Genomic DNA, 24,893 nt, shown 5'->3' with positions numbered 1-24,893 from the left:
CTTTCATAATTAAAATTATCTCTCAGTACAGCTTATACATGGATCAATTGTCAATATCAATACGGGCACATCTTGCAATTGAGATCCAGGAAGTATTTTCAAAAGAGCCGGTATATTAGCAAAGGTAGGAGTTCTTATGCGAAGTCTGTCCAAAAATTTAGTACCGTTTGATTTTATATAATAGACAACTTCACCCCTGGACTGCTCAAGCCTAGATATAACTTCCCCTGCCGGCGGATTGCCTTTTACAGGAACATTAATATCTCCTTCAGGCATTTTACTCAAGGCCTGTCTTATAAGGTCGATAGATTGGAATATTTCTTTCATTCTGACAAGATTTCTCGCATAGCTGTCACCGCTCTTTTCTACGATTGGCTCAAAATCAAGGTATTTATAAGCTGCATAGCCTGTTGTTCTCAAATCAAGATCCACACCGCTTCCTTTAGCCATAGGCCCAGTAGCGCCAAGCTCATACGCTTCTTCTTTCGTCAAAACACCTATGCCTACTGTCCTCTCTTTTACCGTGTAGTTATTCATGACAACATCATTGATGTCTTTAAGCTGCTTTTCAACATCGTCTAATTCCCTTAGTATCCATTTAGCCTGATCATTGCTTATATCTTTTCTTACACCTCCTACTATATTTACTGAAATAATTACTCTATTTCCGGATGTGGCTTCTAGTATGTCCATTATCTTCTCGCGAATCTTCCACGTCTGCATAAAGAGATTTTCAAAACCAAACGCATCCGCAAAAAGACCAAGCCACAAAAGATGGCTGTGTATCCTGTGAAGTTCTGCCCAAATTGTCCTCAGATATTCTGCTCTTATAGGAACTTCTATCCCCATCAATTCCTCTATTGCCTGGCAATAATCCTGTCCATGCATACAGCTACATATTCCGCAAACTCTCTCAACAACATATACCATCTGATTGAAGTCTTTTTTTTGCGCTAATGTTTCTAATCCCCTGTGGACAAAACCAAAAGCCGGGTATGCTTCAACAACCTTTTCATCCTCTACAACCAGTTTTAAATGGATTGGTTCTGGCAAAACGGGGTGCTGCGGTCCAAACGGTATAGTTCCTTTTTCACTCATTTTTACCACCCTTTTCTCTTCTTATTATCTCTATATCAGCCTGCGGACTTATTGGTGAGCTCTCTCCCAGCATCAACTTGCCGCCAAAATCAACAACAAGTCCATCGAATTCTACGCCAAAAAGTTCTTTTATCTCATTTTCTACCAACAGTGCACATGAATAAACATCGGATACACTGGGCACATTTTTACCATCTGTTACAATATGGATATTATCCAAATCATACCCTTTAGCAAAGGTATATATTATTTTGAATTGTCCCTCGAAATTCAAACAAGTTTCTGTGACAAATCTGTACCCATCATCATGGTATTTTTTCACTTCTTTTTTAAGGTTATCAACAGTCACTTCTCTGCTATTAACAATCATAAAATTCACTCCTAACCTAAGCTTTTTGCCGAAACTATTACTTCTCTACGAGAATATTTATCCTTCAAAATCTGCGCAGCTTTGTAAAGCCCGTCTATCATTGCCTCAGGTTTTGCCGGACATCCCGGAATATAAACATCTACTGGAATTACTTTGTCAATACCTCCCAAAACATTGTAGCAATCTCTAAATATTCCTCCGCTGCAGGCACATATTCCTGCCGCAACAACTACCTTCGGTTCAGGCATCATATCGTAAACATTTTTAAGCACGTCTTTATTTTTTTCATTTACTGTGCCAGTTACAATTAAGATATCTGCATGCTTTGGATTACCCACATTTACCATCCCAAATCTCTCCATATCGTAGATCGGGGTCATGCAGGCAAGCACTTCTATATCACAACCGTTGCAGCTTCCACAGTCATAATGTACAACCCATGGTGATTTAGAAAATGACTTTTTTACAAATTCCTTTAATCCCATATTTTATCACCTCGATACATTGCTAAAATACAAATATCCAATATTCACCACTGTAAAGACAATACCTACAATCCAGCTAAAACTCAGCATCCATTTCAGTGTCATCCTTGCAGATATATTATCTACAATTATATCTAAAAACAATATTAAAAGAGAAATCAAAGCTCCAATTATAAGATTTTGAGACCAAAAAATTGCTATCATTGAAAGTAATAGCACAAGTTCATACCAATCAGCTATTTCAATAAGTGCTAAATAAGGTCCAGAATAATCCGTCAAAATACCTCTTACAAGCTCTTGATGTGCATGCTCAGATGTTGAAAAATCAAATGGAGATTTTTTAATCTTTATATCCAGAACAAGGCACAATACCAAGAATATAAGTGGCAAATCCAGCAACAACCTTCCGTGTGACATAATGCTCTTAAGACTAAAACTTCCTGAAACATAATACATACCAATAAGCACAAATATTAAAAGTGGCTCATAGGCCAACATCTGCATCAATTCCCTCTGAGCACCTACTTGACTGTAAGGTGATCTTGTTGCCAAAGCACCTACGATGTAAAATACAAGACCTATTGACATTATAAAAATTATCATAAGCAAATCAGCTTTAATAGCAAAAAAACCAATGCTTAAAATAGCTGACAGCAAATATATATATGCAGCAAATATCTGAAAGTCATTTACTATCATTTTTTCCTTAGACAATAATTTTGTAACATCATAAAAAGGTTGCAATATAGGAGGACCATATCTCCCCTGAATTAATGCAGTTACTTTTCTGTCTAAGCCTGTTATAAGTCCTCCTATTATAGGAGTCACAATCACCGCTATTGCAAAAACCAAATATTCCATCCATGTCATAGCAATATCCCTCCAAAAATAGCCAGTATCAGTATCAATGAGATGTAATTCATATATTTTGTCATTACAGTCTCATTTATTATGCTTGGCAAGTAATAATTTTTTATATCATACCCGTTTTTAGAATCATCGTAATTTAGTCCAGACTCATATGGCGTAGTCTGCACTATATCGCGGGAATTCTTTATTGTCAATATTGCAAGGATAATTGCTAAACCTATTGCAAAAAATACTGGATATATAGTAAATCCTCCCAGGTTGCTTTCAAGATATCCTGAAGCAGCTTTTACCGAAACAGACATTTTGAGCATGTTTATCTCAGGTTTAACAATAGTGTTAAAAAGCTGTGTGACAGCCAAACTTAATACAATCGCTATTGTAACTAAACTATACAAAGCAAATCTTATAGTTGACGGTTGTTTTTCTATAAAGAATTTGCTGTTGCGACCTTCAGATAAAATATTTCCAATCCATCTTGTGTAGTACATAACAGTTACTGCACTGCCAATTATTAAAAGCAAAGCAACAACCAAATTTTTTGATGCAGCTTCTATTGCCATCCACTTGCTTAAAAGCATTCCAAATGGAGCAATCATTAATGAAAGAATGCCTATAAAAGTGATAATCGTCGTAACAGGCATTTTTGTAATAAGCCCTTTCATATCTTCTATATCACGGCTGCCAATTTTCTGCTCAATTGTTCCAACACAAAGGAATAGCAGCGCTTTAGATACAGCATGGAATATTAACAGCAAGATTGCCGCAGTTATAGCACTGGACGTGTTGATTCCAATACTTGATATCATCAAGCCCAAATTTGCGATTGTGGAGTACGCAAGTATCTTTTTTGCATTGCTTTGGCTTAATGCCAAAATTGAAGTTGCAATAAATGTAAACGCCCCATATAACGCTATGAAACTGCTTAAAGTAGTTCCTCTAAATGTAGGTGCAAGCCTTAATATAAGGTATATGGCCGCTTTTACCATGGTACTGGAATGTAGAAGAGCAGATACTGGAGTTGGCGCCACCATGGCTCCCAAAAGCCAGCTTTGGAATGGCATTTGAGCTGATTTAGTGAATGCGGCCAGAACCATAAAGAATACCGGAACCAAGAGGATGTAAGAGCTATTTGTCTTTAATAAAGCATCCAGTGTTATTATTCCTGTATACTTATAAAGGATTATAATACCTACTAACAGAGAAAAACCGCCTAGCATATTTATCCACAATGCTCTAGACGCATTTCTAATCGCTTCATCTGTCTTGTCATGAGAAATAAGCAGAAATGATGATAATGATGTTATTTCCCAGAAGAAATATATCCACATCAAATTATTTGAAAAAATTATGCCATTCATAGCTCCGATAAATAAAAGAATAATGGCAAAAAACCTAGATTGTCTTGATTTAGTCAGTTTCTTTTCTTCTTCATGATGATACATGTAGCCAAATGCATATACAGCAATTATAGGTCCTACTACTGAAACTACCAAATTCATAATTATTGATAAATTGTCAATGTAAAATGTATTTACTTCTTGTTCTTTTAGCATAAATAGTTCAAAAAATGCAAGCGGCAATATCTGCAGTATTGCAAAAATTGCGATTTTAGGTTCTCTTACTTTGAAGGATATATACAATGTATAAAGCAGCAGTATATAATCGCCAACTTTTATTAGTTTATCAATGATTCCATAAAATGAAGTGTTTATTACCGTTGGCACATTTACAACTTTTAACATTGCCAATGCACTTAATAAAATAATCAACAATGTAGCTGAAACAATTGTCTTTCTAGCCAGTGACTTGCCAGTTGTAATGGTTATCAAGCTCATTACAATAGGAATTACTATGCTTATTAAAATTAGATCACTTGACATGCTTTCACTCCTTTACAATTCCATTTAATGCATATTATATATTGTATACAAAATCAGATACCCACCTTGATTATAAATCCAAATGAACAATAAGTCAATTGTATTTAATATTAATTAATTTTGTTTATTATTTAACAATATTTCAATGTTTTTTGTAATTTGAAGCAAAATAAAACGGCAGAGAATAACAATTCCCTGCCACCATTTAGCACGCTTTTTCAATATTTTTGCCATTTAATATTCCTCTTAAATATTCGCCAGATATCGTTTCTTCTTTAACCAATATGCTTGATATTTCATTTAACTCATCTATCTTATCTTTTAATAAATCTTCAACTTTCTTTTCTTGTTCTTTTATTATCCTATTTACTTCTTCATTTACTTTATCACCTGATATATCGTCTTTGCTGATAATGCCGAGATTTGAAAGTCCCGTAAATACTATCTTCTTTGCGATATCTACCGCTTGCTCAAAATCATTTGCCGAACCAGTGCTTCTGCTATTTAAGATTAGAAGCTCTGCAGTAGTTCCTCCAAGTGTTACCATTATTTCATGTTCTAGTTGTTCCTTTGTATATATTAATGTATCATCTTTTTCAGTCTGTCTTACAAAGCCTAGGGCTTTCCCTCTAGGCACTATTGTAACAGTTGCAACAGAATAAGGATTGACAATCTCACCAACTATGGCATGTCCTGCTTCATGTATTGATACTCTCAATATCTCTTCTTCAGTAGGTTTTTTATCAGTTTTCTCACCAAGTATAACTTTGTCGACTGCTTCCTGCAGATGTTTCTGCATTATTTTTTCTGAACCATCCCTCATAGCCAAAATTGCAGCTTCGTTGCAAAGACTTTCAAGATGGGCACCCGAAAAGCCAAATGTATCTTCTGCAATTGCCTCCAGATTGACATTTTCATCTAATGGTTTGTTTCTAGTATGAATCTTCAATATCTGAAGTCTGCCGCTTTTATCTGGCAGGTCTACAGTTACCTGCCTGTCAAATCTCCCTGGACGAAGTAAAGCCGGATCTAACATATCAGGCCTGTTTGTGGCTGCAACAACAAGAATATTTATATCATTATCACTTTTTATTCCATCCATTTCAACAAGAAGCTGATTCAACGTCTGGTCGTACTCATGATGGCTCTCATTTGTACCCCTTTTCGCCCCAAGAATATCTATTTCATCGATAAATATTATAGCACTGTCTTTTTGTTCTTTTTTTGCCAATGCTTTTGCAGATTCAAAAAGTTTTCTGACCCTCTGTGCACCAACACCTGCATACATCTCAATGAATTCACTTCCAGATGTAGCTACATAGCTAGAGTCAGTGTACTTAGCAGCCGCTTTGGCAAGCAAAGTCTTGCCTGTTCCAGGAGGTCCGCTTAAAAGTATGCCTTTAAGTGGCCTTATGCCCATCTTTTTGATTTTATCCCTATTAATCACAAAATCCAGTGCTTCTTTCAATTCTGATATGGCTGTACTCTGTCCACCTATATCATCAAACGATACACTTGTATCAGGATTTACGACTTTTCCGGAAGTACTTAAAAATCCTTTGTTTTCCAGTATAAAACTTAAAGCAAAAATCATCATTCCTATTATAACAATCGGCGTAATATCAACGCCCAAAATAGCGGCAAAAATGACTAAAGCAATTGAAATACCTATAAGTATTTCTTTAACCATTTGGTTATTCCCCCTTTGTATTGCGCGGTATTATTTTGTACAAATAATTTTGACCATCATAGATACTTAAATATATATTACTTTCATCGATATAAATATTCGTTTTTGCACCTTTATCACTGCCATTTTTGTCTACAATCTTGCTCATTTCTATATAATCGCCATTTTGAATGGCCTGATATATTGCAAACTGGTCCTCATAGTAGATATTATTCAATTTATCATTGGGATTGTCAATTATCTTCATCTCAATTTTAACCGGATATTTATTGATTATCTTTTCAATGCTTGTGTAAGCAGTCATAAGGTTATCTATTTTTGAAAGCTTAATATTCGCAATATAACCGCTATTTCCAATACTTACATCAGCAGATTTAACATATTCAGAAGATTTAATATCATTAGCTATCTTTTCTGGCAAAATGCGATTCTGATATAGATTAAATCCTCCTAATAGGATACCCAGCGCTAAAGTCACTGTTACTATGACTATCTGCCATTTTAATTTTGAAAACATCATATCCCCCCTCTATAGCGGCATGATATATTATATTATATCATAAAATATATACTCGGACAACTCCACAATAAATCAGCATTCAGATAGTGAAATTTTATTAGGTCAAAAAGCAGGAAAACGGCGGTTGTATGTAGAAAAAAGACCTCAACATTCATATTTAATTTGATTAATATCATTAATAATACTATAATAAATTAATAATATATAATTATAGTACAATTCTTTTCTAAAACTTAATGTATAAAATTTACAAATCATATTGAGGAGAGTGAACATCGTGAGGATAGCTGCGACATTGACAAAAGAAGGATTGATTTCTAAATTGCCTGATGGACCATATATTGTCATTTTTGATACAGAAAAAAAAGATGCGGAAAAATACGACAATCCAGGTTTTACTCTAAAAGAAGGAAGAAGAAGCGCTGTAGTAGATCTATTTATAGATAAAAAAGTAGACACAGTCATAACAATTCCTGAATCCTTTTGTGACATATCTTACGGAAAAGCAAAAAGTAATGGCATTAGATTCATAAGGCTTAATGAAAGTTTACCATATGAGGAAGTGATAGAAAATTTGCCAACGTATCTAAACAACGCAACATCGGACATACCGGAAGAAGAACTGTTTAAGAGAAGATAAAAATTATGGAGGCATGTAAATTTACCAATGCCTCCTATTGTTGAGTCTTTTAGTAAGCACAAAAATATTCGCATCAGCGTATCGGTTTTACTTTTTCTGATACCTTTTTTGCGAGTTCCATATAGTATTCTGCTTCAGGCGCATTTATAAACGATACAGGTAGACCAATATCGCTTTTCTCTCTTATTTTTATCTCTATAGGAATCTTCACAAGCACTTCTGTATTTAACTCTTTTGCTAGTTTTTCTGTTTCGCCTTCTCCAAAGATATTGTATTTTTTATGGCAATCAGGGCATTCAAAATACGACATGTTCTCCGCTATACCTATCAAATCTATGTTCACCTTTTGAGCCATATAAGCAATTCTTCCTGCCACATGAGATGCAGATGCTTGAGGCGTCGTCACAAGCAAAAACTTTTGCTCTGGTATTTTTTGCATTATTGTAAGAGGTATGTCCCCAGTACCAGGTGGCAAGTCAATTATCATGTAGTCAAGATTTCCCCAATAGACGTCATTCATAAACTGCTCAAGTACTCCTCCTAAAAGTGGGCCTCTCCAAATAAGCGGTGTATCTTCATCTGCAAAATTCCCCATTGAAATGACTTTGATGCCATACTTTTCTATAGGCAATATCGTATTCTCATCTAAAGCATATGGCCTTTCACCTACTATGCCTAAAAGACGCGGTATGCTAAAGCCAAGAACGTCAGCATCAATAAGACCTACTTTATAACCCAATCTTCCCAGTGCAACTGCTAGATTTGTAGAAACAGTTGATTTTCCAACGCCGCCTTTACCACTTCCTACTGCTATTACGCGAGTTTTCTCAAATAAAGGCGTTTCATCTTCCTTAATGCCATTTACAAGCCTCTGCCTTTCTTCGTCTGTCATAGCTCCCATATTGACTACCACATTATCAACACCTTCAAGATTTTTAACCTTATTTATGACATCCTCTTTTATGCTGTTTTGAAGTGGACATCCTTTAATAGTTAACTTTATGTCAATTGTAACTTTATTGCCATCTATATTAATATTATCGACCATATTAAGGTCTACGATGCTTCTTCCTATTTCAGGATCGTAAACATCTTTTAGCGCATTTAAAATTTGTTCTTTTGTAATCAAGCATATACCCCCTAATGGTATTTTATTTTCAATACTTATATTATAATATATAATCACAGTAAATAGAATACCCTTAAAATCATTTTTTACAATGATTATTTCATAATTCAAACTAAAAATGATATAGTTAGAGTAATTCTTGACGATAATAATAATAATATTATATTTATAGAAATAAAAGATACGAATAACGAGGAAGTGATACACATGGTGTTGACAAAAGCAACCACTTTACCTCAAAATGTACAAGATGTTTTAAATAAAATGATGGATCGCCAAGATTATTCTTTGGTTAGCAGCAACGGATTATACTATATAATAGCTACAAGAGGTGAAATGCGTACATCAGGCTATTCAATAAATATTGATGATGCTAAAGTAATCAAAGATTCTGATGAAACAACATTAGAAGTAAATGTATCATATGTGAATCCACCTAGAGGTTCTTATGTTTCTCAAGTTTTGATGTATCCATATGATGTAAAAAGTTTTACTTATGACGGCAAAATTACGAAAGTGATAATAAATACAAAAGTAAGTCGTAATATTACAAAAGTAGATTATATTAATCTGTAAAAATAAATCCTCTTCTAAAAATATCCTATTTTAAGGCTTTTTATTAAAGCCTTAAAAATTTTGCGTGTTCCTTAGCCTGATATTAAAAAATCAATGTGAAAACAATTACCAAATTAATATTGAAATTTTTGTTAAATTAGATAATTGAATAAATAACTGTATTAATATATGATTAAAGTATAAATAATTAAGGGGGAACTATGTATGAAAGAATTCAATGTCTATTTAAATTCAATTGATAAAGTCAAGAATTTCGTGGAAAAGATGTCAAAATATCCTTTTGATATTGATATTGTATCAGGCCGTTATGTTATCGATGCAAAGTCAATCATGGGAATTTTCAGCTTAAACCTTGAAAATCAACTTACAGTAATACCACACACTGAAGATGAAGAAGCCTTGTCAAAATTCTCTGATGACATAAAAGAATACATAGCATAGCACAAAAGCAGTTATAATTATAAAAGCGTAGACTATCTACGCTTTTGCTTTTATATTATTGGTGGCGGTGTAGGTCCTTTAGGTATAGCTATCTGCCCAGTTGCTGCATCTATGTGCATAAGCCAATAACCCATGTCGCCAGCGTTTCTCATATTTTCTTTTAATGGGCACCAGTATACAAACCCTGTCATTCCTCCAAAAGGCTGATCTGAAAGAGTAAATAGTCCCGGCATACCATAGACGATATATTTAAGCTTTCCATTTTCATCATTTACAAAACCAATCAAATAGTGGTCATAAAAGCCATTCCTATAACCTGTATTAATCTTCCACCATCTGTACCCATCTAGATTGTTCTCAAATGGATGCACTTCGTCAAGATAGTTGACAATATTGTTGACATATTCCTTTAAATATTTTACGTATCCACTATTTTCTTCGTTTCCATTGACCTCATAACCATCGCTTTTTTTGACATCTTGTATATGTTCATCAATAACCTTCTCTTCGCTTTCACTGTTTGTATTGGATGCATCTTCTGCTTCAAAGCTATTAACAGGTTGGTTGCCAACGTCATTTTCTTCTGACTCAACTTGAATTTCAACTTCATCTTCTTGGGTTTTCTCAGTGTAAGACTCCGACAAGGCATCAATATTATTTTCATCTTTCTTGGTTTTATCATTGCCTTTTTCTTCATCATAATAAATTTGCTCCTTATTTTTTTCATTATTTTCACTGTTTTTCATCAATTTTTTATAAGTCGCTTTCCAGTTAAACCTCGTCTTGTCTATGACACTTGACAAAGGAATCAATTTATTGCCGTTATCTGCCTCAACAAATGCTACAGCTAAATCGTCAAGCTTTACACCTGAGCCCAGTACATCATCTGTATCAAAAGACCATTCTGCACCTCCTCTGCCTTTATCATCAACTCTTACAGCTCCAAATTCAATTAATTTTGGATTCTCGCCAATTTTTAAAAATTTCACCGTATACGAATAGCTTGGATCAAGGTTTTGAAGCGATGCAGTAATTCTGCCTCTGCCGCTTATAGTTTCTATCTTAAGGTAACCTGTTATTTCTTTATCTTTTAAAAGTGATGCACCTCTCTCATCAGGTTCCAGCATTATATACATTCGCTTATAAATGTCCTTTCTTAAAGGCATTTTAATATCCCCCTTATTTCAAATATACTTTTCGCAATATATATTATGAAATAAGGGCATTTAATATTACATTTTCATATCATCAATAGCATTCGCCAGCTCAGCAAATTTTTCTATTGAAAGCGTCTCTCCCCTTTGTTTTAAATCGATTCCGCACTTCAATAGAGCATTTAAAATTAAAGATTGATCTATATTCAGCGACTTTAATGAATTCGTTATAACTTTTCTCCTTTGCCCAAATGACGCCTTTACAACCTTGAAAAAGAGCTTTTCATTTTTCACAAATACAGGTGGCTCATCAAGGACATGCAATTTAATAAGCGTTGAACTTACCTTTGGCTTAGGAGAAAAAACTTCCGGTGGCAGCTCAAGCAACATTTCCGGTTTTGAGTAATAATTTACAGCTACAGTTAATACACCGTATTCTTTGCTTCCTGGTTCTGCACAGATTCTCTCGGCCACTTCTTTTTGTATCAAAATCGTTATATCTTTCATTAAATGTGACTCTAAAAGCTTCATTATAATTGGTGATGTTATGTAATACGGCAAATTAGCAACAACCTTGCATTTATCACCATCAAAATACTTATCAACAACGCCTTTTAAGTCAGCTTTCATAATGTCATCATTTAATATGATTAAATTTTTATATTCTCTTAACTTATCTCTTAAAATACCAACAGCTTCGTCATCTATCTCATATGCCACCACGTTTTTTGCCCTCTCTACAATTTCCCTAGTCAGTGTCCCTAGACCTGCGCCAATTTCAATCACATTGTCATCCTTTGTTATATCAGCTAAATCAGCTATCTTTGACAATATGCCTTCATCAAATATAAAGTTTTGACCAAGTTTCTTTTTAGTATTGAATCCTTTTACTCTCATATCCATCTACCTCGCATTTTTTCAAAAAACAAGACAGGTAAAACCTGTCTATTTGAGTATATAAACTCTTACAGTTCGTCTTCCCCAATTACATGCTTCTTTATACGACGTAAAGAAAAGATCGATTATATTGCCTTTTATAGCTTCCCCAATATCTGCTGCAACCCCAGGACCATATCCCTCAACATACAACCTAGTGCCTAATGGTATTACTTTCGGGTCAACCGCAATAATCCCCCGCCTAACTGTAGCACCAGAATACGTAAGAGAGCCAGGCGGTGCATCATATCCTGTTGCATCCATTATTTTCATCTCTCTATATCTATAGCTTTCTCCCCTTGATGTAGTCAAAAGTCCCAACGTACCTACCTGCACTATTTTGGTTATCGGGTTCTGAACTACAACATCTTTTATAACTTGCCGCGATACTTCTTTCCCATTTTCATATGTAATTTTTATCGTCTTCTCACGCTTTCCGTTTTGACCTTCTTGCACAACTAAAGTTTGACCTCTAATCATATTATCATTTTGCACCGTCTGCGTCTCATATGCTATATCTTCATCTTGTGTAATAATCTTTTCATTTACTCTAGTTATTGTAACATTCATGCCGCTATATGTGCTGCTATTTATAGGAGTGCTTATTTTATCGATAGGACTTAAAGTGATGTTTCCTTGTGCTAATACATCTTTTAATGTTGGTTTTACTGTGTAAATTGTTATATCTTTTCCATCAACATGTATTACTACGGGGTATGCTCTTTTGATGTTTACTTTCATGCCTTCTTTTAATTTAGAATTTAATGAAGGTGTAACAACATCTTCATTTCTAATCTTTATATTTTTCTCTGCTAATAAATCTTTTACTGTATTTTTAAATGTCGTAACAACAGTTGATTTTCCGTTATCTGTAATTATAACTTGTTTTTTCAAGTTAACGTATACAGTTATACCTACTAATGAAATTACCAACGCAGCCAAAATCAGAATTACAGCCGGTTTTTTAACAAAATCAATAAACACAGCCGGCCAAATTCTTCGGTTGCTTGTATCCATTACATAACCTCCTAATATTTATTGGGAAGACTTTTTATAATTTTAATATAACATGTTATTTTTGTCAAATTCATTTCATAATTATTATCTCCATTTCCATATTAAACTAACTATCACTTATATTATCTACTATATTATTGTATTCTATACATCCCATATTATGAATTGTATATTAAGAAAATACGCCCTTTACGGGCGCATCATATGCATCATTTGTGTCATTATCATGTATGCCATTGAAACATGGTTGTAAGCATCCATAAACATTCTCATATGCTCAGGAGGGCACTGCATTGGAGGCATCATGCCTGGCATCCCCGGCATCGGGCACGGCATAGGTCCCATAGGTGGTTCATGAGGGCACGGCATTGTAGGTATAGGTCCCATAGATGGTTGCATTGGGCCTGTGTACGGCTCCGGATTAATAGGCGGAACGTTTATGGAATTTTCATTCAAATCATCTCTATACATCTTTTTTATATCCCCCTTTATTATTGAAATATCCCATTTCAATACAGTATATGTTCCACCTATTTCAATTGCTATAGATTATTTGAAAGTAATATTAAATAATTTTAAGGCATTTGATGCAGTAATATTGCATACATCATCATAATTCATGTTTTTTATCTCAGCTATTTTCCTTGCCACATATTTTACATTAGCAGGCTCATTTCTTTTGCCTCTATAAGGCACAGGTGTCAAATAAGGACTGTCTGTCTCAATAAGCAACTTTTCTATTGGTATCTTCATGGCCACATCAACAGCCTTTTTTGCATTTTTAAATGTTACTGGTCCTCCCAATGAAATATAGAAGTTCATTTCAAGCAACTGGAATGCCATCTCGCTGCTGCCAGAATAGCTGTGAAAAACCCCTCTTAAACTGCTTGTCCACTCTTTTTTGATAATATCAAGCACATCCCCATGTGCATCCCTGTCGTGAATTACAATTGGTAAATTATATTTTTTGGCAAGCCTTATCTGTTCTATGAAGCACTGTTTCTGATATTCCACTGGTGGATCGCCGTAATAATAGTCAAGGCCTATCTCTCCTATAGCAACAACTTTTTCTTGGGATAACAATTCCTCGATAGTCTTGATGTCATTTATTTCCTTTTGCGAATACTCAGGGTGAATACCAATAACAGCATATATAAATTCATTGTTTCTAGCAAGCTCAATCGATTTTTTTGACGTCTCTATGCTAGATCCTACATTTATCAACAATGTAAGTTCATCTTTGCACCTTTTTATAACATCTTCCCTATCTTCGTCATACTTTTCATCTTCCAGATGTGCATGAGAATCTATAATCATAAAATCAACTCCTAAATGCTTTTATAGTCATTTTTATTTTAGCATATTTTGTGAAGTATAAAACAAAAATAATATTTATAGAAAAAAGCAAAGCTGCTTAATTTATATAATCACTAAAATGATAAAATTGCTGAAAGTTTTAATTAATTGATTTCACCTTATTACATGCTTTATATATCAGTACTGCAATAATCTCTGCAATCCCACATAGTATAAAAAGCGGGATAATTGAACTTCTGGCGGGATATTCAAATGCTCTTTTTTCTCATCTTATCGACTACATTCCCAGCAAACAAACCTAACAAAAAGCTTGGTATTCCTTCAAACATAAGTGTTGCACTTAAAGACAGTCCACTATTTGTAAGATACAATATTTTGCTTGAGATAGCTATCGTTGTAAGTCTTGTGCCAATGCCTGATATTACATAGCCAATAATATAAAGCATAAAATTACTATTTGATAGCAATATTTTATTTCTTTTTCCAAAATCATTTATCATGTCATCACTTCTTTCCATAATCTTTAATTTGGTTATGTAAATAGCAAGCGTCTTTCATTTGCTGTTAATTAATACTAATCCAATAATGCAAAGCAATATACCAATCAAATTCGCCATTGAAATATTTTCTTTAAAAAATATTATACCTATGGGAATTAATAATAGTGTAACAGATACGTTTGAAACTATTGCACCTAAACTTATATCCCATCCTACCCTATATGCAAGGAGAAATCCAAATTCTAATAAAATTATAGATAATCCTAGAGCGCAACTTGTCCAATTTAATCCTTTAAATGAATCAATTAAATCAATATTTTTATGATAGTAAATAAACACTATCAAAGAACCTATCAATGCAGTACAATATGTCAAAATTAGTGATGCAATTGGATCTGACTTTTCTGGTATCATTTTTTGGAAAATATGGTAAAACACATTAGCAATAATAGTTAGTATAATTGGTATATAGTACAAAAATCCCACCTCTTATTACATATTACATTCTTTGTAATTTGCCCCAAAATTTAAATTAATTTTATAATAACACTAATGTTGAATTTTAACAATAACCGTATAAATATCGTCTGATATATTTTTTGAGATGCAAGTAAAAAATCTATTTACACAAATAAGCTATAATCATTCTTTATCTTACATTTATGATAAAATAAACTTATAATATAAAAATGACATATTAAAAGGACGGTAGATTGTATGGAATTTTTAACCCCCGGTGAAAAAGTTAAAAAAATAAGAAAGATGCTTAAGATTAAGCAGAGAGAACTACAGGATGAAAACATAACAAGAGGTTTTATAAGCATGATTGAAAGTAACAGAAGCAGAATGAGCATTGACACTGCGAAAAAAATTGCAAAAAGATTTAATGAAAGAGCAAAAGAACTTGGTATAAATTTAAACATAACTGGAGAATATCTTCTTTTAACTCCAAAGCAGGAAGCAGAAAAATATTGCCTTGAAAAATTAAATAATAATATAGAACTTGAACACATAAAAGATATTGACGAAATAATTAAAATTTCCGAAAAACACGAATTAACTGAAATAAAAATTAAAGCTTATATAAAAAGAGCAGATTTGGAATTTGAAAATCATATATATAAAAAAGCTTTTTTAGATTATCATGAAGCACTTGATATATTGGTTAATATAGGGAATACATCACTACAAGCATTTCTTTATAACAAACTTGGAAGATGTAAAATAAATGAAGGAGATTATATTGAAGCATTAACGTATTTCAATAAAGCATTGTATTATTCGCTTCAAATCAATGACTTAAAAACTAAAAAAAATGCAATTTATAACATCGCTTTATGTTATAAAAAGCTTAACAAATTTGATACAGCATTTGAATATATAGATGAATATCTATCGTTAATTGATAAAAATAAAGAATTTACGCATTATGTATATATAAATATTCTAAAGGCAAATTGTTATAAAGATAAAAAAGAATATGAAAAAGCTATTAATTTATATCAAGACTTAATTAAAGAAGTTAACGATGCCGACATTACATTGGTTGGATATATATATTCTAACCTCGCAGAGATATATCTTGAACAAAGTAATTTCGATAAATCATTAGAATGCTTTAACATCGCAGAAAAAATTAGACGAGATAACGATATGACAAATTTGCATCATACATTGATTGATAAAGCAAATGTTTATATAAAAAACGAAAACTACAACGAAGCTTTAAAATTACTTGAAGAGGGCATAAATCTATCATATAGAAATAACGATATTGAATATATATTGAGAGGAAACTATATGCTAACTGACATTTATAAACATTTAGACGATAATAAAAATCTTAATAATACTTACATGAAAATAATAGATGTATTAGAAAATGTAAATAATGAACGTGAAATCATAAAAATCTTTGCAAATTTGTCCCTTATGAATCTTGAACAAGGAAATGCTAAAGAATGCAAAGACTATCTTAATAAAATAATTGAAAAAATAAACCAAAACGAACATGCAATTAAAACAAATACATTTTAATTGCATGCTTCCCTTTATAATGGTACAATATACCTGTACATACCATAAAATGTAATTATTGCAGTATAAAAATTAAATATTAATAATGGGAGGTGCAAATTTGATGAAGAAAAATATTTTAAAAGCCATAGGATTTGTATTGATTTTTATATCATTATCAACATTAGTTATCAAAATTAAGACATACGAAGATCCTCCTTCAATCGGACTTAACGTAGTAATAACAAAAAATGTAATGTAAAAAGAAATGCAACTAATTTTATTTGGAAATTAGTTGCATTTTTAGTTTTTTTATATTATACTATAAGCAAAATTAGTAAAAAAGTTAATCATTACTAATGTGCTAATGACTAATAAAATCTTATCATAAGTAAATATCTAAATTTATTATGAAGAGGATGACTAAAAAGATCGTATAAAGTTATTTTAAAAAAATTAATTCCATGATATGACATAAAAGTTATTTAAACAAAATAAAAACTTTTAAGGATGGTAATCCAAATTATGATTAAAAAAACATTGACTTTAGTAATCATTGTAACCTTACTAATAATTCAAAATTCTACAATGGTTTTTGCTGCTAATACACAAAATTATATTCGACATTATGCATGGTCATCAGATTGGGGCGCTAAAATTTTCGCATTTTATATAGATTATAGCGCAAGCAATTATACTAATTATCCGATGAAATATATACAAAATCATTATGTTTCAGCTTTCAACCAACAACCTTTAAACCCTGAAATAGGTAATGGTAATTGCTATCTAGTTGGTATTGATTTTACAGATAGTAGCTCTGGCACTTTAATAGGTACACTAGATAGTTCAAAATTCATAAAAAATCCAAATGGATCAATATGGAATCCTAATACACTAGTTTATTTCGATTTATATAGTTCAAGTATAATAAGCTATTATTCTACATCCGTAAAAACTATAAATGCGTCTGTAGAAACAATTTTCCATCTGGATCCAAGTTGGATACCTAGCAATTGGACAGATTACACAAATTTATCATTTACTTTCTAAAAATTGAGGTGAAACTGTATGCAAAGAAAAAAAATTTTTTTATTACTCAGTCTGATTATCATTTTGTCACTAAGCATTGTTACAGCTGCCTTTTCATTATCAGCAAAAAATCCTAACAACGAAGCAAATCAATTGCAATTAAATAATGTCTTTAAGAAAGTCGGTAACTTTTTAAAAGGTAATAAAGATAAACTGCAAGTTGATAAAGGAGATATAATTGCTAAAGTTAATAATATACCAATATATAAAAGTGAATTTGAGCTGCGGAAGGGATTGACATTGGCTTCAGATGCAGAAATAAGCAATATAGACAATTATATCTTGAATAAACTTGTTAGAGAAAAAGTAGAAGAACACTTGGCATCAAGTTATAATCTAAAAGTTTCACAAGACGAAATAAATTTATATATAGAAAAAGAAAAAAAGGAATTTGCTGATTACCCAGAAGCTAACCAAATGTTGCAAGAAATGATTTCTGCAAGTGGCATGACATCCGAAGAATACTGGAATACTTATGAAAAATATAATGTTAAAAGATTGTTGTTGTTTGATAAATTGTACAATACAATTATAGAGAACGGAATAAGAAGCGGAAATTTGGAAAAAACCAGCAACACAACTTTTAGCACACAAAGTGAATATAAAAATTATGTTGATAATATTATAGAACAATATGTAAAACAAGCTAAAATATCAATTAACGACAAATATAAAGATATGTTTAAAAATTTTACAGTTAATTAAAATCAAGTAAGAACTAAATAATTATTTTATACAGCATCCTCTTACATCACAGTATGTACCGTTATATACACAGCTGTTCATAAGATTTAGTGTACAATTAGTTCCCACTACAAAACCTTACAACGGTTTTTTGACCGCCAAGTTATCGCCATATTAGGTATGCAGAAAATGCAACTAATTTTTTAAATAAAACTAGTTGCATTTTCTGGTTTTTTTATGTTATGCTAAAATTAATGTAAATAATGCGTAATTTGAAAATGAAAAATATAGTGCAAAGCTTCTATATCTCCAAAAATAAACAAGGGAGGAAAAATAAATGAAACGAAAATTAATTATGATTGCGACATTGTGCATGGTCATCATATTTTCTATTGGTACTATTAGTTATGCTGTCTCTCCTCAAGTGCAAGCCAATATTTCCGCACAAGACAACTTTAAAACATTGCTTAAAAGTATTAATACAGAATACCGCAATTTTTATTTTACAACAAAAGATGAAGTATCAAAGGCAAAGTTGGGAAATCCAATTCAATGGGCCACTATTGATATTAATAAATATGATCCTTCAATAAAAATAAGTGATCAAGTCACTCGTGAACCATTTTCACATACCCGGTAATAGTTGGAAACAATGTAATAACCGATTTTTCAATCATATTAAAGAATGAAGAATGGCATGTTGTAGATTTTGGCGGAGCATTAACCAAAAATATTTATAAATTAGCAAATGAAAACAACTTTAATCCGGACGACTGTTTTTTACTGAATTTTGGCGGTGATATATTTGTGATTGTTAATAAAAATGGAGAAGAGATGGCCTTTTCACCGTATTATTCTGATCAAAATGCTGGTCTAAAGGAAAAAACACTTGTAAACAGCGATATTATTAAAAAATCTTTTGTGAACAAAGTGCATAATATTCAAGAAAAAGCAAAACAAGGAAATTATAAAACAATACGCAGCAATGAAGCTCTATATGGACTTCCTCCGTTAGAATTCAAGCAGAAAGGCATTTTTGAACGTTTATCTATTTATTTTAATCATTTATTATAATAAACTTTTATTACACAACTGGAAGCTTGTCTTGTATATACACAAGCTAGGCAAACTTAGTCAAACAGAAATTGAAGTTCCGAAATTCGGCACCTACTTCATAAAAAATGTGCCGAATTTCGGAACTTCCCAAATGTTGGAGTTAGAGTTATAATGTAGTCAAACAGATGAATGGCCATTCGATGTTTAATAAAAAAATAGTTAGTATACTGTTTTAGTACCGAAATAGTATTACTAGCTATAAAAGGGAGAGTAAAAGAAAATGTTAAAAAAGCTTGTTACATTGGTTCTTGTTGTAGTACTTCTTTCAGTTTCAACTTTTAGTTCTGTTTTTGCTTTAGAAATCCCTTCAAATGAAAAGGCAATAAAATCCATAGAAGAAAATAGTTCTACTTATAATGTTACCAACATTGATTCTAAAACTGCAAAACCAATGATTGATGAATGGGTATACCAAATGAATACACCAATAGTTGGTACAGAAAGTAACTACAACATTCACGCTGGTATTACTAATAAAGATTTTACCTTGAGTACTTGGTTAAAAAATATTGGAATTAATACTCTATCTTCAGTTTTAGCTGATTATCTACCGAATCCAGTCACTAGGTTGGTAGCTAGCGCTATTATTAGTGCTATCCAAAATTGCCCTTACGGCAATACACCTTCTCTTTATTGTCACGAAAATGTCTGGTATTATGGTTCATCGCTAAATAAAGAAGTTATTGATGAATGGTATGCCGATGCAGCACATACCCAATATATTTGCACTACGAAATATTTTGCATCATTTCTATAATGTAAATAACATAAGGAAGGAGTTTGTCCTTGAAGAGTTTATATGTTTGGCTAATAAGTATTGTAGTAAGTTTAATCATTTTTCTAATTGGTTTTGAAATGGCACGCTTTTCTGGACGGGTTTTTAAGTATTCCATACCGAAAGACAAAGAATCTAAAATTAAGTTTTTCTGCTTTATAGCAATTGTCGTCATAGCTGCTATATTAGATTTCTTTTATCCAAAAAGATCTTCATTTTACTTAGCCCTGTTCACTGGATTAGCAGCCGGATTACCATATAGTTCTTCAGACAAAAATTCGAAAGATGATAAGAAGCAAAACACTTAAAGTAGTTCAATTAGATAAAAATAATGGCGGGAATCACCCCGCCTTCTTTTTATTTTACCTTCGCACCGCTACCCGAATAGACATCCTTTTTATAGATCTATTTTTTTGTCAATAAGATACGATGTCAGGGTGAATAAACCTATATATACAAGTGTTTGGAAAACAAAGCTTGCTACATTTATCGGGAAAACCGCAAAAGATAAAGCAACGGCACCGCTTCTTTGCGCAATTCCTGAAAATGGACTTATATTTAAATTATATGGGAACAAATTAACGAGAAGTCCATTAATTTTGCCGATTATATAGAAAATAAGCAAAAATATAACTATTGACAAAGCTTTGCTATATTTTTTGCTGTAAATAGCTATCTTGCTGATTGTGATAGAAAAATACGACAAAATCAATAAAGCAACAAAACTCAATAAAGCAGATATAAATATATAAAGTATAAAAATTTTATGTTGAAGTACTGCATCTATAAACACTTTAGCTTCATTCACATATAATAGATTTATAAATGCCATCACTCCAGATACTGTTATAAACAATGTGAATTCAATGATCGATATAATTAGCTTTGAAAAAGCTATGTCAAAACCTCTTTGTGGCAGTGTAAACAAAAGATATCCTGTATTGCTGTACATATCTCTCTGATACAACATCACTCCTGATATAAGCACGGCTACAAAGCAGGCAAATCCAGCCATAAAAGATACAACGAATGGCAAGCCATGTGACCATGTATTATTTTTTGTTATAAGGTATATATTCAATAAAATCAAGGCAGCCAAAAATCCAAGATAATATTTATACCTTCCTAAAAACTCATACTTTATTAGTTTAATCATTATTCATACACCTCCCTGAAGATTTCATCAATAGATTTATTTCTTTCCATCCTTAATTCTTCGGCATTTCCTTTTAAAATAATTTCACCATCTGAGATAAATGCCACATCGTCAAAAAGCCTTTCAATATCTCTTACAAGGTGTGTAGATATAATCATTGAACTATCTTCGCGGATATTATCAATTATTGCGTCAATTATCTTTTCCCTTGTATTAGGATCTATTCCCCCAAGTGGTTCGTCAAAAATATACAGTTTCGCATTTCTTGAAAGCACAAGTGTAAGATTCAATTTTTCAAGCATTCCTTTTGAAAGTGACGTTACTTTATCATTTTCATCCAACATCATAAAATCCAGCAATCTCTTTGATTTTTCAATGTCAAAATCATCGTAAAAATCTTTAAAGAAATTTATTGCATCTCTAATCTTCATCCATTTATAGAGATAGTTTATATCAGGTAGATATGATACAATTAATTTTGTATAGATACCTGGTTCCTGACCGTCAATTAATATTTCACCAGATGTGGGCCTTAATATGCCTGCTGCAATCTTTATAAATGTCGTTTTTCCACTGCCGTTAGGACCTAAAAGGCCTAATATTTTACCTTCTTCCAACTCAATATTAATTCCTTTTAATGCCTTTTTGCTGTAATAATTTTTAGTAAGGTTTGCCGTTTTTAAAATTAACCCCATCAGTTGACCTCCTTTTTAAGATATTCCTTAATAATTTCGAGTATTTCATTTGAATTGAATCCTAAGCTTCTCATACCTGTTACAAATGACTCAACTATCTCTTTCGCCATTTCTCTTTTTAATGATGCAAGCTTTTCGGTATTTTCGGTTATAAATGTTCCCATGCCTCTTTGTGTATATGTGACGTTTTCCCTTTCAAGTTCTTGATAAGCTCTTTGAACAGTATTTGGATTCACTTTAAGGCTTTCGGCCATCTCTCTTACAGAAGGCAATTTATCTCCTCCATTTAATTTTTTTGTGACTATGTCCCTCTTTATCATATCCATAATCTGGATATAAATAGGCATTTTTTCATTGAATTCGACTTTCATGTTTCACCTCCATCGTGCTATCATAGTGCACTAATTAAATAGTACACTATGATAATATAAATGTCAATGTATTTTTTAAAAAAACTTATTGTAAGCTATAATACACATAAAAAAATAAGAGGGGCTTATGCCCTCCTATTTTACCTTTGCTCCGCTTTCTATGTCTTTATCTAAAGTTACAACAGTCAATTTACCTTCGTTTGATGCCGCCAAAATCATTCCGTATGATTCTATGCCTCTTAATTTTTTAGGCTCCAGATTTGCAACGAGGACGAGTTTTTTGCCTACAAGCTCTTCTATCTTGTAATGCAATGCAAGTCCTGATACAACTTGCCTTACCTCATCGCCAACTTTAAGTTTAAGCTTTAATAATTTATCAGCGCCTTCTACTTTTTCTGCTTCCAATACTTCTGCAACCCGCAAATCGATCTTTGCAAAATCGTCTATCTTGATGTAGTTTGTCTCTTCTTTTACCTCTGCTTTATTAGAAGATTCTTTTTCAGCTTCTTTAAGCTCTTTCTCCACATCAATCCTTGGAAAAATATTCTCCCCTCTTTTAACCTTCGTACCTGCTTTCAGTAAACCGAATTTAAGGCTAGCCCATGTTCTTAAATCATCGTCAATTCCAAGCTGTTCGTATATCTTGATAGGCGTATTTGGCATGAATGGCGTTATTAAAACTGCAACAAACCTCAATGATTCAACAAGGTTGTAAAGAACCGCCTTAAGCCTTCCTTTTTTACTTTCATCTTTTGCTAATACCCATGGCATCGTCTCGTCGATGTACTTATTTGCTCGTCCTACAAGCTTCCAGATTTCAGCAAGAGCATTTGAAAACTGCAGTCTGTCCATGTATCCTTCCACAATTTTTGGCAAATCATTTGCGATAGATATTAGCTCATCGTCAACATTATCTTTATCTGAAGCTTCAGGCACTACACCGTCGAAGTATTTTTCTACCATCGTAACAGTTCTGCTTAGAAGATTGCCAAAGTCATTGGCAAGATCTGAGTTTATCCTGGAAATCAGCGCTTCATTTGAAAATACGCCATCTGCCCCAAACGGGACCTCTCTTAATAAGAAATACCTTATAGCATCTACGCCGTACTTTGACACAAGCTCCTTAGGATCAACAACATTGCCTTTCGACTTTGACATCTTGCCACCATCCAGTATAAGCCAGCCATGGCCAAATACCTTCTTTGGAAGAGGCAAATCCAGCGCCATAAGCATTGCAGGCCATATAATGGTGTGGAATCTTACGATTTCCTTTCCAACAAGGTGCACATCTGCCGGCCAGTACTTTTTGAAATCTTCGTCGTGATCTGTAGAATACCCCAATGCAGTTATATAGTTGGAAAGGGCATCAATCCAAACATATACAACGTGTTTTGGATCAAATGGAACCTTTACGCCCCAGTCAAAGGACGTTCTGGATACGCACAAATCCTCAAGACCAGATTTTATAAAACTTACCATCTCATTCAACCTTGATTCTGGCTGTATGAAGTCTGGATGCTCTTCATAGTATTTAAGAAGTTTATCAGCGTAATTTGAAAGCTTAAAGAAATAGCTTTCCTCTTTAACAAGCTCTACAGGTCTGCCGCAGTCAGGGCAGTTTCCATCCACAAGCTGTTTCTCTGTCCAAAACGTCTCACAAGGTGTGCAATACCATCCCTCATATTCGCTTTTGTATATGTCGCCCTTTTCGTAAAGCTTTGTAAATATCTTTTGCACAATTTCTTCATGCTGCTTGTCAGTTGTCCTTATGAACTTATCATTGCTTATGTCCATTGTCTTCCACAAATCTTTTATCCACGCCACAATTTCATCAACATACTGCTTCGGCGTAACTCCTTTTTCTTTTGCCTTTCTCTGTATCTTCTGACCGTGCTCATCTGTACCTGTCAAAAACATCACGTCATAACCTGTCAGCCTTTTAAACCGAGCCATCGCATCTGCAGCAACAGTCGTATAAGAATGGCCTATGTGTAGCTTATCACTTGGATAATATATAGGTGATGTAATGTAAAACGTCTTTGCCATAAAAATCCTCCTCATCTTATAATTTTATTTTTAAGACGTAAAAAAACCCGCCTCCCACTAAGGGGCGAGTTTATTCGCGCTACCACCCTTTTCACATACGCCTCACGGCAGTATGCCTCGTAAAGTGCCATCACACTCTTACTCTGTAACGGGAAATCCCGCCAAAGCCTACTTAGCTTCAGCTTTGAAGCTCAAGGTCCATGTTCAAAAGTTCATTCTCTACTGGCTTTCACCTTAACCCAGCTCTCTTTAAGAGAAATTCCTTTCTACTCTTCCCTTCATTGCCTTTTTAATATATTATTTACATCATTACATAATA

At 32.9% G+C, this 24,893-nt stretch carries 30 protein-coding genes and 1 other annotated feature; of the genes, 11 read left to right on the top strand and 19 right to left on the bottom strand.

What is annotated here, in order from left to right:
* Positions 1-15: 15 nt before the first annotated feature.
* From TTHE_RS00650 to TTHE_RS00620, 7 genes are all read right to left on the bottom strand, one after another.
* Positions 16-1,098, bottom strand: coding sequence for a hydrogenase large subunit (locus tag TTHE_RS00650; RefSeq protein ID WP_013296689.1), 1,083 nt, complete (start codon positions 1,096-1,098; stop codon positions 16-18).
* The gene (locus TTHE_RS00645) at positions 1,091-1,468 is read right to left on the bottom strand and encodes an NADH-quinone oxidoreductase subunit C (protein WP_013296688.1); all 378 of its coding nucleotides are present in this window, start codon (positions 1,466-1,468) and stop codon (positions 1,091-1,093) included. The genes TTHE_RS00650 and TTHE_RS00645 overlap by 8 nt, the downstream gene beginning before the upstream one ends.
* 11 nt (positions 1,469-1,479) lie before the next feature.
* Positions 1,480-1,953, bottom strand: coding sequence for an NADH-quinone oxidoreductase subunit B family protein (locus TTHE_RS00640; RefSeq protein WP_013296687.1), 474 nt, complete (start codon positions 1,951-1,953; stop codon positions 1,480-1,482).
* 6 nt (positions 1,954-1,959) lie between these two features.
* The gene (locus TTHE_RS00635) at positions 1,960-2,823 is read right to left on the bottom strand and encodes a respiratory chain complex I subunit 1 family protein (RefSeq protein WP_013296686.1); all 864 of its coding nucleotides are present in this window, start codon (positions 2,821-2,823) and stop codon (positions 1,960-1,962) included.
* Entirely contained in the window at positions 2,820-4,703 is a 1,884-nt protein-coding gene (locus TTHE_RS00630) for an NADH-quinone oxidoreductase subunit 5 family protein (RefSeq protein WP_013296685.1), read from the bottom strand. The genes TTHE_RS00635 and TTHE_RS00630 overlap by 4 nt, the downstream gene beginning before the upstream one ends.
* 205 nt (positions 4,704-4,908) lie before the next feature.
* Positions 4,909-6,393, bottom strand: coding sequence for an AAA family ATPase (locus tag TTHE_RS00625; protein WP_013296684.1), 1,485 nt, complete (start codon positions 6,391-6,393; stop codon positions 4,909-4,911).
* A gap of 4 nt (positions 6,394-6,397) precedes the next feature.
* The gene (locus TTHE_RS00620; RefSeq protein WP_013296683.1) at positions 6,398-6,910 is read right to left on the bottom strand and encodes a hypothetical protein; all 513 of its coding nucleotides are present in this window, start codon (positions 6,908-6,910) and stop codon (positions 6,398-6,400) included.
* A 280-nt stretch (positions 6,911-7,190) separates the two neighbouring features.
* Between TTHE_RS00620 and TTHE_RS00615 the strand changes: the two genes are divergently transcribed.
* A complete protein-coding gene (locus tag TTHE_RS00615) occupies positions 7,191-7,553 on the top strand; it encodes a NifB/NifX family molybdenum-iron cluster-binding protein (RefSeq protein WP_013296682.1) in 363 nt (120 codons plus the stop codon).
* Positions 7,554-7,626: 73 nt separating this feature from the next.
* Here TTHE_RS00615 and TTHE_RS00610 read toward each other — a convergent pair whose 3' ends face one another.
* Positions 7,627-8,682 carry an Mrp/NBP35 family ATP-binding protein gene (locus tag TTHE_RS00610; protein ID WP_013296681.1) on the bottom strand — a complete coding sequence of 352 codons (1,056 nt, stop codon included), beginning with the start codon at positions 8,680-8,682 and terminating at the stop codon, positions 7,627-7,629.
* A gap of 207 nt (positions 8,683-8,889) precedes the next feature.
* Between TTHE_RS00610 and TTHE_RS00605 the strand changes: the two genes are divergently transcribed.
* Together TTHE_RS00605 and TTHE_RS00600 are read left to right on the top strand one after the other, a co-directional pair.
* Positions 8,890-9,258, top strand: a complete 369-nt coding sequence (locus tag TTHE_RS00605; RefSeq protein ID WP_049774868.1) for a protease complex subunit PrcB family protein — start codon at positions 8,890-8,892, stop codon at positions 9,256-9,258.
* A 204-nt stretch (positions 9,259-9,462) separates the two neighbouring features.
* A complete protein-coding gene (locus tag TTHE_RS00600) occupies positions 9,463-9,699 on the top strand; it encodes an HPr family phosphocarrier protein (RefSeq protein WP_013296679.1) in 237 nt (78 codons plus the stop codon).
* Positions 9,700-9,749: 50 nt separating this feature from the next.
* On the opposite strand, the gene TTHE_RS00595 is transcribed toward TTHE_RS00600, so the two are convergent.
* The 7 genes from TTHE_RS00595 to TTHE_RS00565 form a co-directional block, all read right to left on the bottom strand.
* Positions 9,750-10,865, bottom strand: coding sequence for a hypothetical protein (locus tag TTHE_RS00595; RefSeq protein WP_013296678.1), 1,116 nt, complete (start codon positions 10,863-10,865; stop codon positions 9,750-9,752).
* Positions 10,866-10,931: 66 nt separating this feature from the next.
* Positions 10,932-11,750: a 16S rRNA (adenine(1518)-N(6)/adenine(1519)-N(6))-dimethyltransferase RsmA gene (gene rsmA, locus TTHE_RS00590; RefSeq protein ID WP_013296677.1), complete on the bottom strand. Its 819-nt coding sequence runs from the start codon at positions 11,748-11,750 to the stop codon at positions 10,932-10,934.
* Between the two features lie 48 nt (positions 11,751-11,798).
* A complete protein-coding gene (locus TTHE_RS00585) occupies positions 11,799-12,806 on the bottom strand; it encodes a ubiquitin-like domain-containing protein (RefSeq protein WP_013296676.1) in 1,008 nt (335 codons plus the stop codon).
* 189 nt (positions 12,807-12,995) lie between these two features.
* Positions 12,996-13,277: a hypothetical protein gene (locus tag TTHE_RS00580; RefSeq protein ID WP_013296675.1), complete on the bottom strand. Its 282-nt coding sequence runs from the start codon at positions 13,275-13,277 to the stop codon at positions 12,996-12,998.
* 78 nt (positions 13,278-13,355) lie between these two features.
* Positions 13,356-14,123: a TatD family hydrolase gene (locus TTHE_RS00575; RefSeq protein ID WP_013296674.1), complete on the bottom strand. Its 768-nt coding sequence runs from the start codon at positions 14,121-14,123 to the stop codon at positions 13,356-13,358.
* A gap of 248 nt (positions 14,124-14,371) precedes the next feature.
* Positions 14,372-14,641, bottom strand: a complete 270-nt coding sequence (locus TTHE_RS00570) for a hypothetical protein (RefSeq protein WP_231292687.1) — start codon at positions 14,639-14,641, stop codon at positions 14,372-14,374.
* Positions 14,642-14,677: 36 nt separating this feature from the next.
* Complete coding sequence (locus tag TTHE_RS00565; RefSeq protein ID WP_231292686.1) at positions 14,678-15,109, bottom strand: EamA family transporter; 432 nt, start codon at positions 15,107-15,109, stop codon at positions 14,678-14,680.
* Between the two features lie 231 nt (positions 15,110-15,340).
* On the opposite strand from TTHE_RS00565, the gene TTHE_RS00560 reads away from it, so the two are divergent.
* From TTHE_RS00560 to TTHE_RS00530, 8 genes are all read left to right on the top strand, one after another.
* Positions 15,341-16,660 carry a helix-turn-helix domain-containing protein gene (locus TTHE_RS00560; RefSeq protein ID WP_013296672.1) on the top strand — a complete coding sequence of 440 codons (1,320 nt, stop codon included), beginning with the start codon at positions 15,341-15,343 and terminating at the stop codon, positions 16,658-16,660.
* A gap of 100 nt (positions 16,661-16,760) precedes the next feature.
* Positions 16,761-16,901: a hypothetical protein gene (locus TTHE_RS14090; RefSeq protein WP_155812161.1), complete on the top strand. Its 141-nt coding sequence runs from the start codon at positions 16,761-16,763 to the stop codon at positions 16,899-16,901.
* A gap of 263 nt (positions 16,902-17,164) precedes the next feature.
* Complete coding sequence (locus TTHE_RS00555; RefSeq protein WP_013296670.1) at positions 17,165-17,692, top strand: hypothetical protein; 528 nt, start codon at positions 17,165-17,167, stop codon at positions 17,690-17,692.
* An 18-nt stretch (positions 17,693-17,710) separates the two neighbouring features.
* On the top strand, positions 17,711-18,436 hold the full coding sequence (locus TTHE_RS00550; RefSeq protein WP_013296669.1) for a SurA N-terminal domain-containing protein: 726 nt from the start codon (positions 17,711-17,713) through the stop codon (positions 18,434-18,436).
* A 316-nt stretch (positions 18,437-18,752) separates the two neighbouring features.
* Positions 18,753-19,055 (top strand): hypothetical protein, encoded by a 303-nt coding sequence (locus tag TTHE_RS00545; protein ID WP_013296668.1) that lies wholly within the window; start codon positions 18,753-18,755, stop codon positions 19,053-19,055.
* A gap of 167 nt (positions 19,056-19,222) precedes the next feature.
* Positions 19,223-19,489, top strand: a complete 267-nt coding sequence (locus TTHE_RS00540; protein WP_013296667.1) for a hypothetical protein — start codon at positions 19,223-19,225, stop codon at positions 19,487-19,489.
* 262 nt (positions 19,490-19,751) lie between these two features.
* Complete coding sequence (locus tag TTHE_RS00535) at positions 19,752-20,288, top strand: hypothetical protein (RefSeq protein WP_013296666.1); 537 nt, start codon at positions 19,752-19,754, stop codon at positions 20,286-20,288.
* A gap of 98 nt (positions 20,289-20,386) precedes the next feature.
* The gene (locus tag TTHE_RS00530; RefSeq protein ID WP_155812160.1) at positions 20,387-20,614 is read left to right on the top strand and encodes a hypothetical protein; all 228 of its coding nucleotides are present in this window, start codon (positions 20,387-20,389) and stop codon (positions 20,612-20,614) included.
* 89 nt (positions 20,615-20,703) lie between these two features.
* Here the strand turns inward: TTHE_RS00530 and TTHE_RS00525 are convergent, their stop codons facing one another.
* The 4 genes from TTHE_RS00525 to metG all read right to left on the bottom strand — a co-directional run bounded on the left by TTHE_RS00525 (position 20,704) and on the right by metG (position 24,574).
* The gene (locus tag TTHE_RS00525; RefSeq protein ID WP_013296664.1) at positions 20,704-21,462 is read right to left on the bottom strand and encodes an ABC transporter permease; all 759 of its coding nucleotides are present in this window, start codon (positions 21,460-21,462) and stop codon (positions 20,704-20,706) included.
* Entirely contained in the window at positions 21,462-22,157 is a 696-nt protein-coding gene (locus TTHE_RS00520; protein ID WP_013296663.1) for an ABC transporter ATP-binding protein, read from the bottom strand. The genes TTHE_RS00525 and TTHE_RS00520 overlap by 1 nt, the downstream gene beginning before the upstream one ends.
* Positions 22,157-22,528 carry a GntR family transcriptional regulator gene (locus tag TTHE_RS00515; RefSeq protein ID WP_013296662.1) on the bottom strand — a complete coding sequence of 124 codons (372 nt, stop codon included), beginning with the start codon at positions 22,526-22,528 and terminating at the stop codon, positions 22,157-22,159. The genes TTHE_RS00520 and TTHE_RS00515 overlap by 1 nt, the downstream gene beginning before the upstream one ends.
* Positions 22,529-22,663: 135 nt before the next feature.
* Positions 22,664-24,574: a methionine--tRNA ligase gene (gene metG, locus TTHE_RS00510; protein ID WP_013296661.1), complete on the bottom strand. Its 1,911-nt coding sequence runs from the start codon at positions 24,572-24,574 to the stop codon at positions 22,664-22,666.
* Between the two features lie 57 nt (positions 24,575-24,631).
* Positions 24,632-24,865, bottom strand: a binding site (T-box leader).
* Positions 24,866-24,893 lie beyond the last annotated feature (28 nt).

Origin of the sequence: Thermoanaerobacterium thermosaccharolyticum DSM 571 (assembly GCF_000145615.1) — a bacterium.
Taxonomy (GTDB): Bacteria; Bacillota; Thermoanaerobacteria; order Thermoanaerobacterales; family Thermoanaerobacteraceae; genus Thermoanaerobacterium; species Thermoanaerobacterium thermosaccharolyticum.
This window is presented reverse-complemented; position numbering and strand designations above follow the sequence as displayed.

Bases quoted from the DNA above. Each gene is read 5' to 3' on its own strand.
- TTHE_RS00575 (WP_013296674.1), bottom strand. From the start codon at position 14,123: ATGATTATAGATTCTCATGCACATCTGGAAGATGAAAAGTATGACGAA.
- TTHE_RS00650 (WP_013296689.1), bottom strand. From the start codon at position 1,098: ATGAGTGAAAAAGGAACTATACCGTTTGGACCGCAGCACCCCGTTTTG.
- TTHE_RS00595 (WP_013296678.1), bottom strand. From the start codon at position 10,865: ATGCCTTTAAGAAAGGACATTTATAAGCGAATGTATATAATGCTGGAA.
- TTHE_RS00560 (WP_013296672.1), top strand. From the start codon at position 15,341: ATGGAATTTTTAACCCCCGGTGAAAAAGTTAAAAAAATAAGAAAGATG.
- TTHE_RS00530 (WP_155812160.1), top strand. From the start codon at position 20,387: ATGGCACGCTTTTCTGGACGGGTTTTTAAGTATTCCATACCGAAAGAC.
- TTHE_RS00555 (WP_013296670.1), top strand. From the start codon at position 17,165: ATGATTAAAAAAACATTGACTTTAGTAATCATTGTAACCTTACTAATA.
- TTHE_RS00580 (WP_013296675.1), bottom strand. From the start codon at position 13,277: ATGTATAGAGATGATTTGAATGAAAATTCCATAAACGTTCCGCCTATT.
- TTHE_RS00605 (WP_049774868.1), top strand. From the start codon at position 8,890: ATGGTGTTGACAAAAGCAACCACTTTACCTCAAAATGTACAAGATGTT.
- TTHE_RS00585 (WP_013296676.1), bottom strand. From the start codon at position 12,806: ATGGATACAAGCAACCGAAGAATTTGGCCGGCTGTGTTTATTGATTTT.
- TTHE_RS00635 (WP_013296686.1), bottom strand. From the start codon at position 2,823: ATGACATGGATGGAATATTTGGTTTTTGCAATAGCGGTGATTGTGACT.
- TTHE_RS00525 (WP_013296664.1), bottom strand. From the start codon at position 21,462: ATGATTAAACTAATAAAGTATGAGTTTTTAGGAAGGTATAAATATTAT.
- rsmA (WP_013296677.1), bottom strand. From the start codon at position 11,750: ATGAGAGTAAAAGGATTCAATACTAAAAAGAAACTTGGTCAAAACTTT.
- TTHE_RS00620 (WP_013296683.1), bottom strand. From the start codon at position 6,910: ATGTTTTCAAAATTAAAATGGCAGATAGTCATAGTAACAGTGACTTTA.
- TTHE_RS00570 (WP_231292687.1), bottom strand. From the start codon at position 14,641: ATGGAAAGAAGTGATGACATGATAAATGATTTTGGAAAAAGAAATAAA.
- TTHE_RS00550 (WP_013296669.1), top strand. From the start codon at position 17,711: ATGCAAAGAAAAAAAATTTTTTTATTACTCAGTCTGATTATCATTTTG.
- TTHE_RS00520 (WP_013296663.1), bottom strand. From the start codon at position 22,157: ATGGGGTTAATTTTAAAAACGGCAAACCTTACTAAAAATTATTACAGC.
- TTHE_RS00640 (WP_013296687.1), bottom strand. From the start codon at position 1,953: ATGGGATTAAAGGAATTTGTAAAAAAGTCATTTTCTAAATCACCATGG.
- TTHE_RS00645 (WP_013296688.1), bottom strand. From the start codon at position 1,468: ATGATTGTTAATAGCAGAGAAGTGACTGTTGATAACCTTAAAAAAGAA.
- TTHE_RS00600 (WP_013296679.1), top strand. From the start codon at position 9,463: ATGAAAGAATTCAATGTCTATTTAAATTCAATTGATAAAGTCAAGAAT.
- TTHE_RS00630 (WP_013296685.1), bottom strand. From the start codon at position 4,703: ATGTCAAGTGATCTAATTTTAATAAGCATAGTAATTCCTATTGTAATG.
- TTHE_RS00515 (WP_013296662.1), bottom strand. From the start codon at position 22,528: ATGAAAGTCGAATTCAATGAAAAAATGCCTATTTATATCCAGATTATG.
- TTHE_RS00625 (WP_013296684.1), bottom strand. From the start codon at position 6,393: ATGGTTAAAGAAATACTTATAGGTATTTCAATTGCTTTAGTCATTTTT.
- TTHE_RS00535 (WP_013296666.1), top strand. From the start codon at position 19,752: ATGTTAAAAAAGCTTGTTACATTGGTTCTTGTTGTAGTACTTCTTTCA.
- metG (WP_013296661.1), bottom strand. From the start codon at position 24,574: ATGGCAAAGACGTTTTACATTACATCACCTATATATTATCCAAGTGAT.
- TTHE_RS00545 (WP_013296668.1), top strand. From the start codon at position 18,753: ATGAAACGAAAATTAATTATGATTGCGACATTGTGCATGGTCATCATA.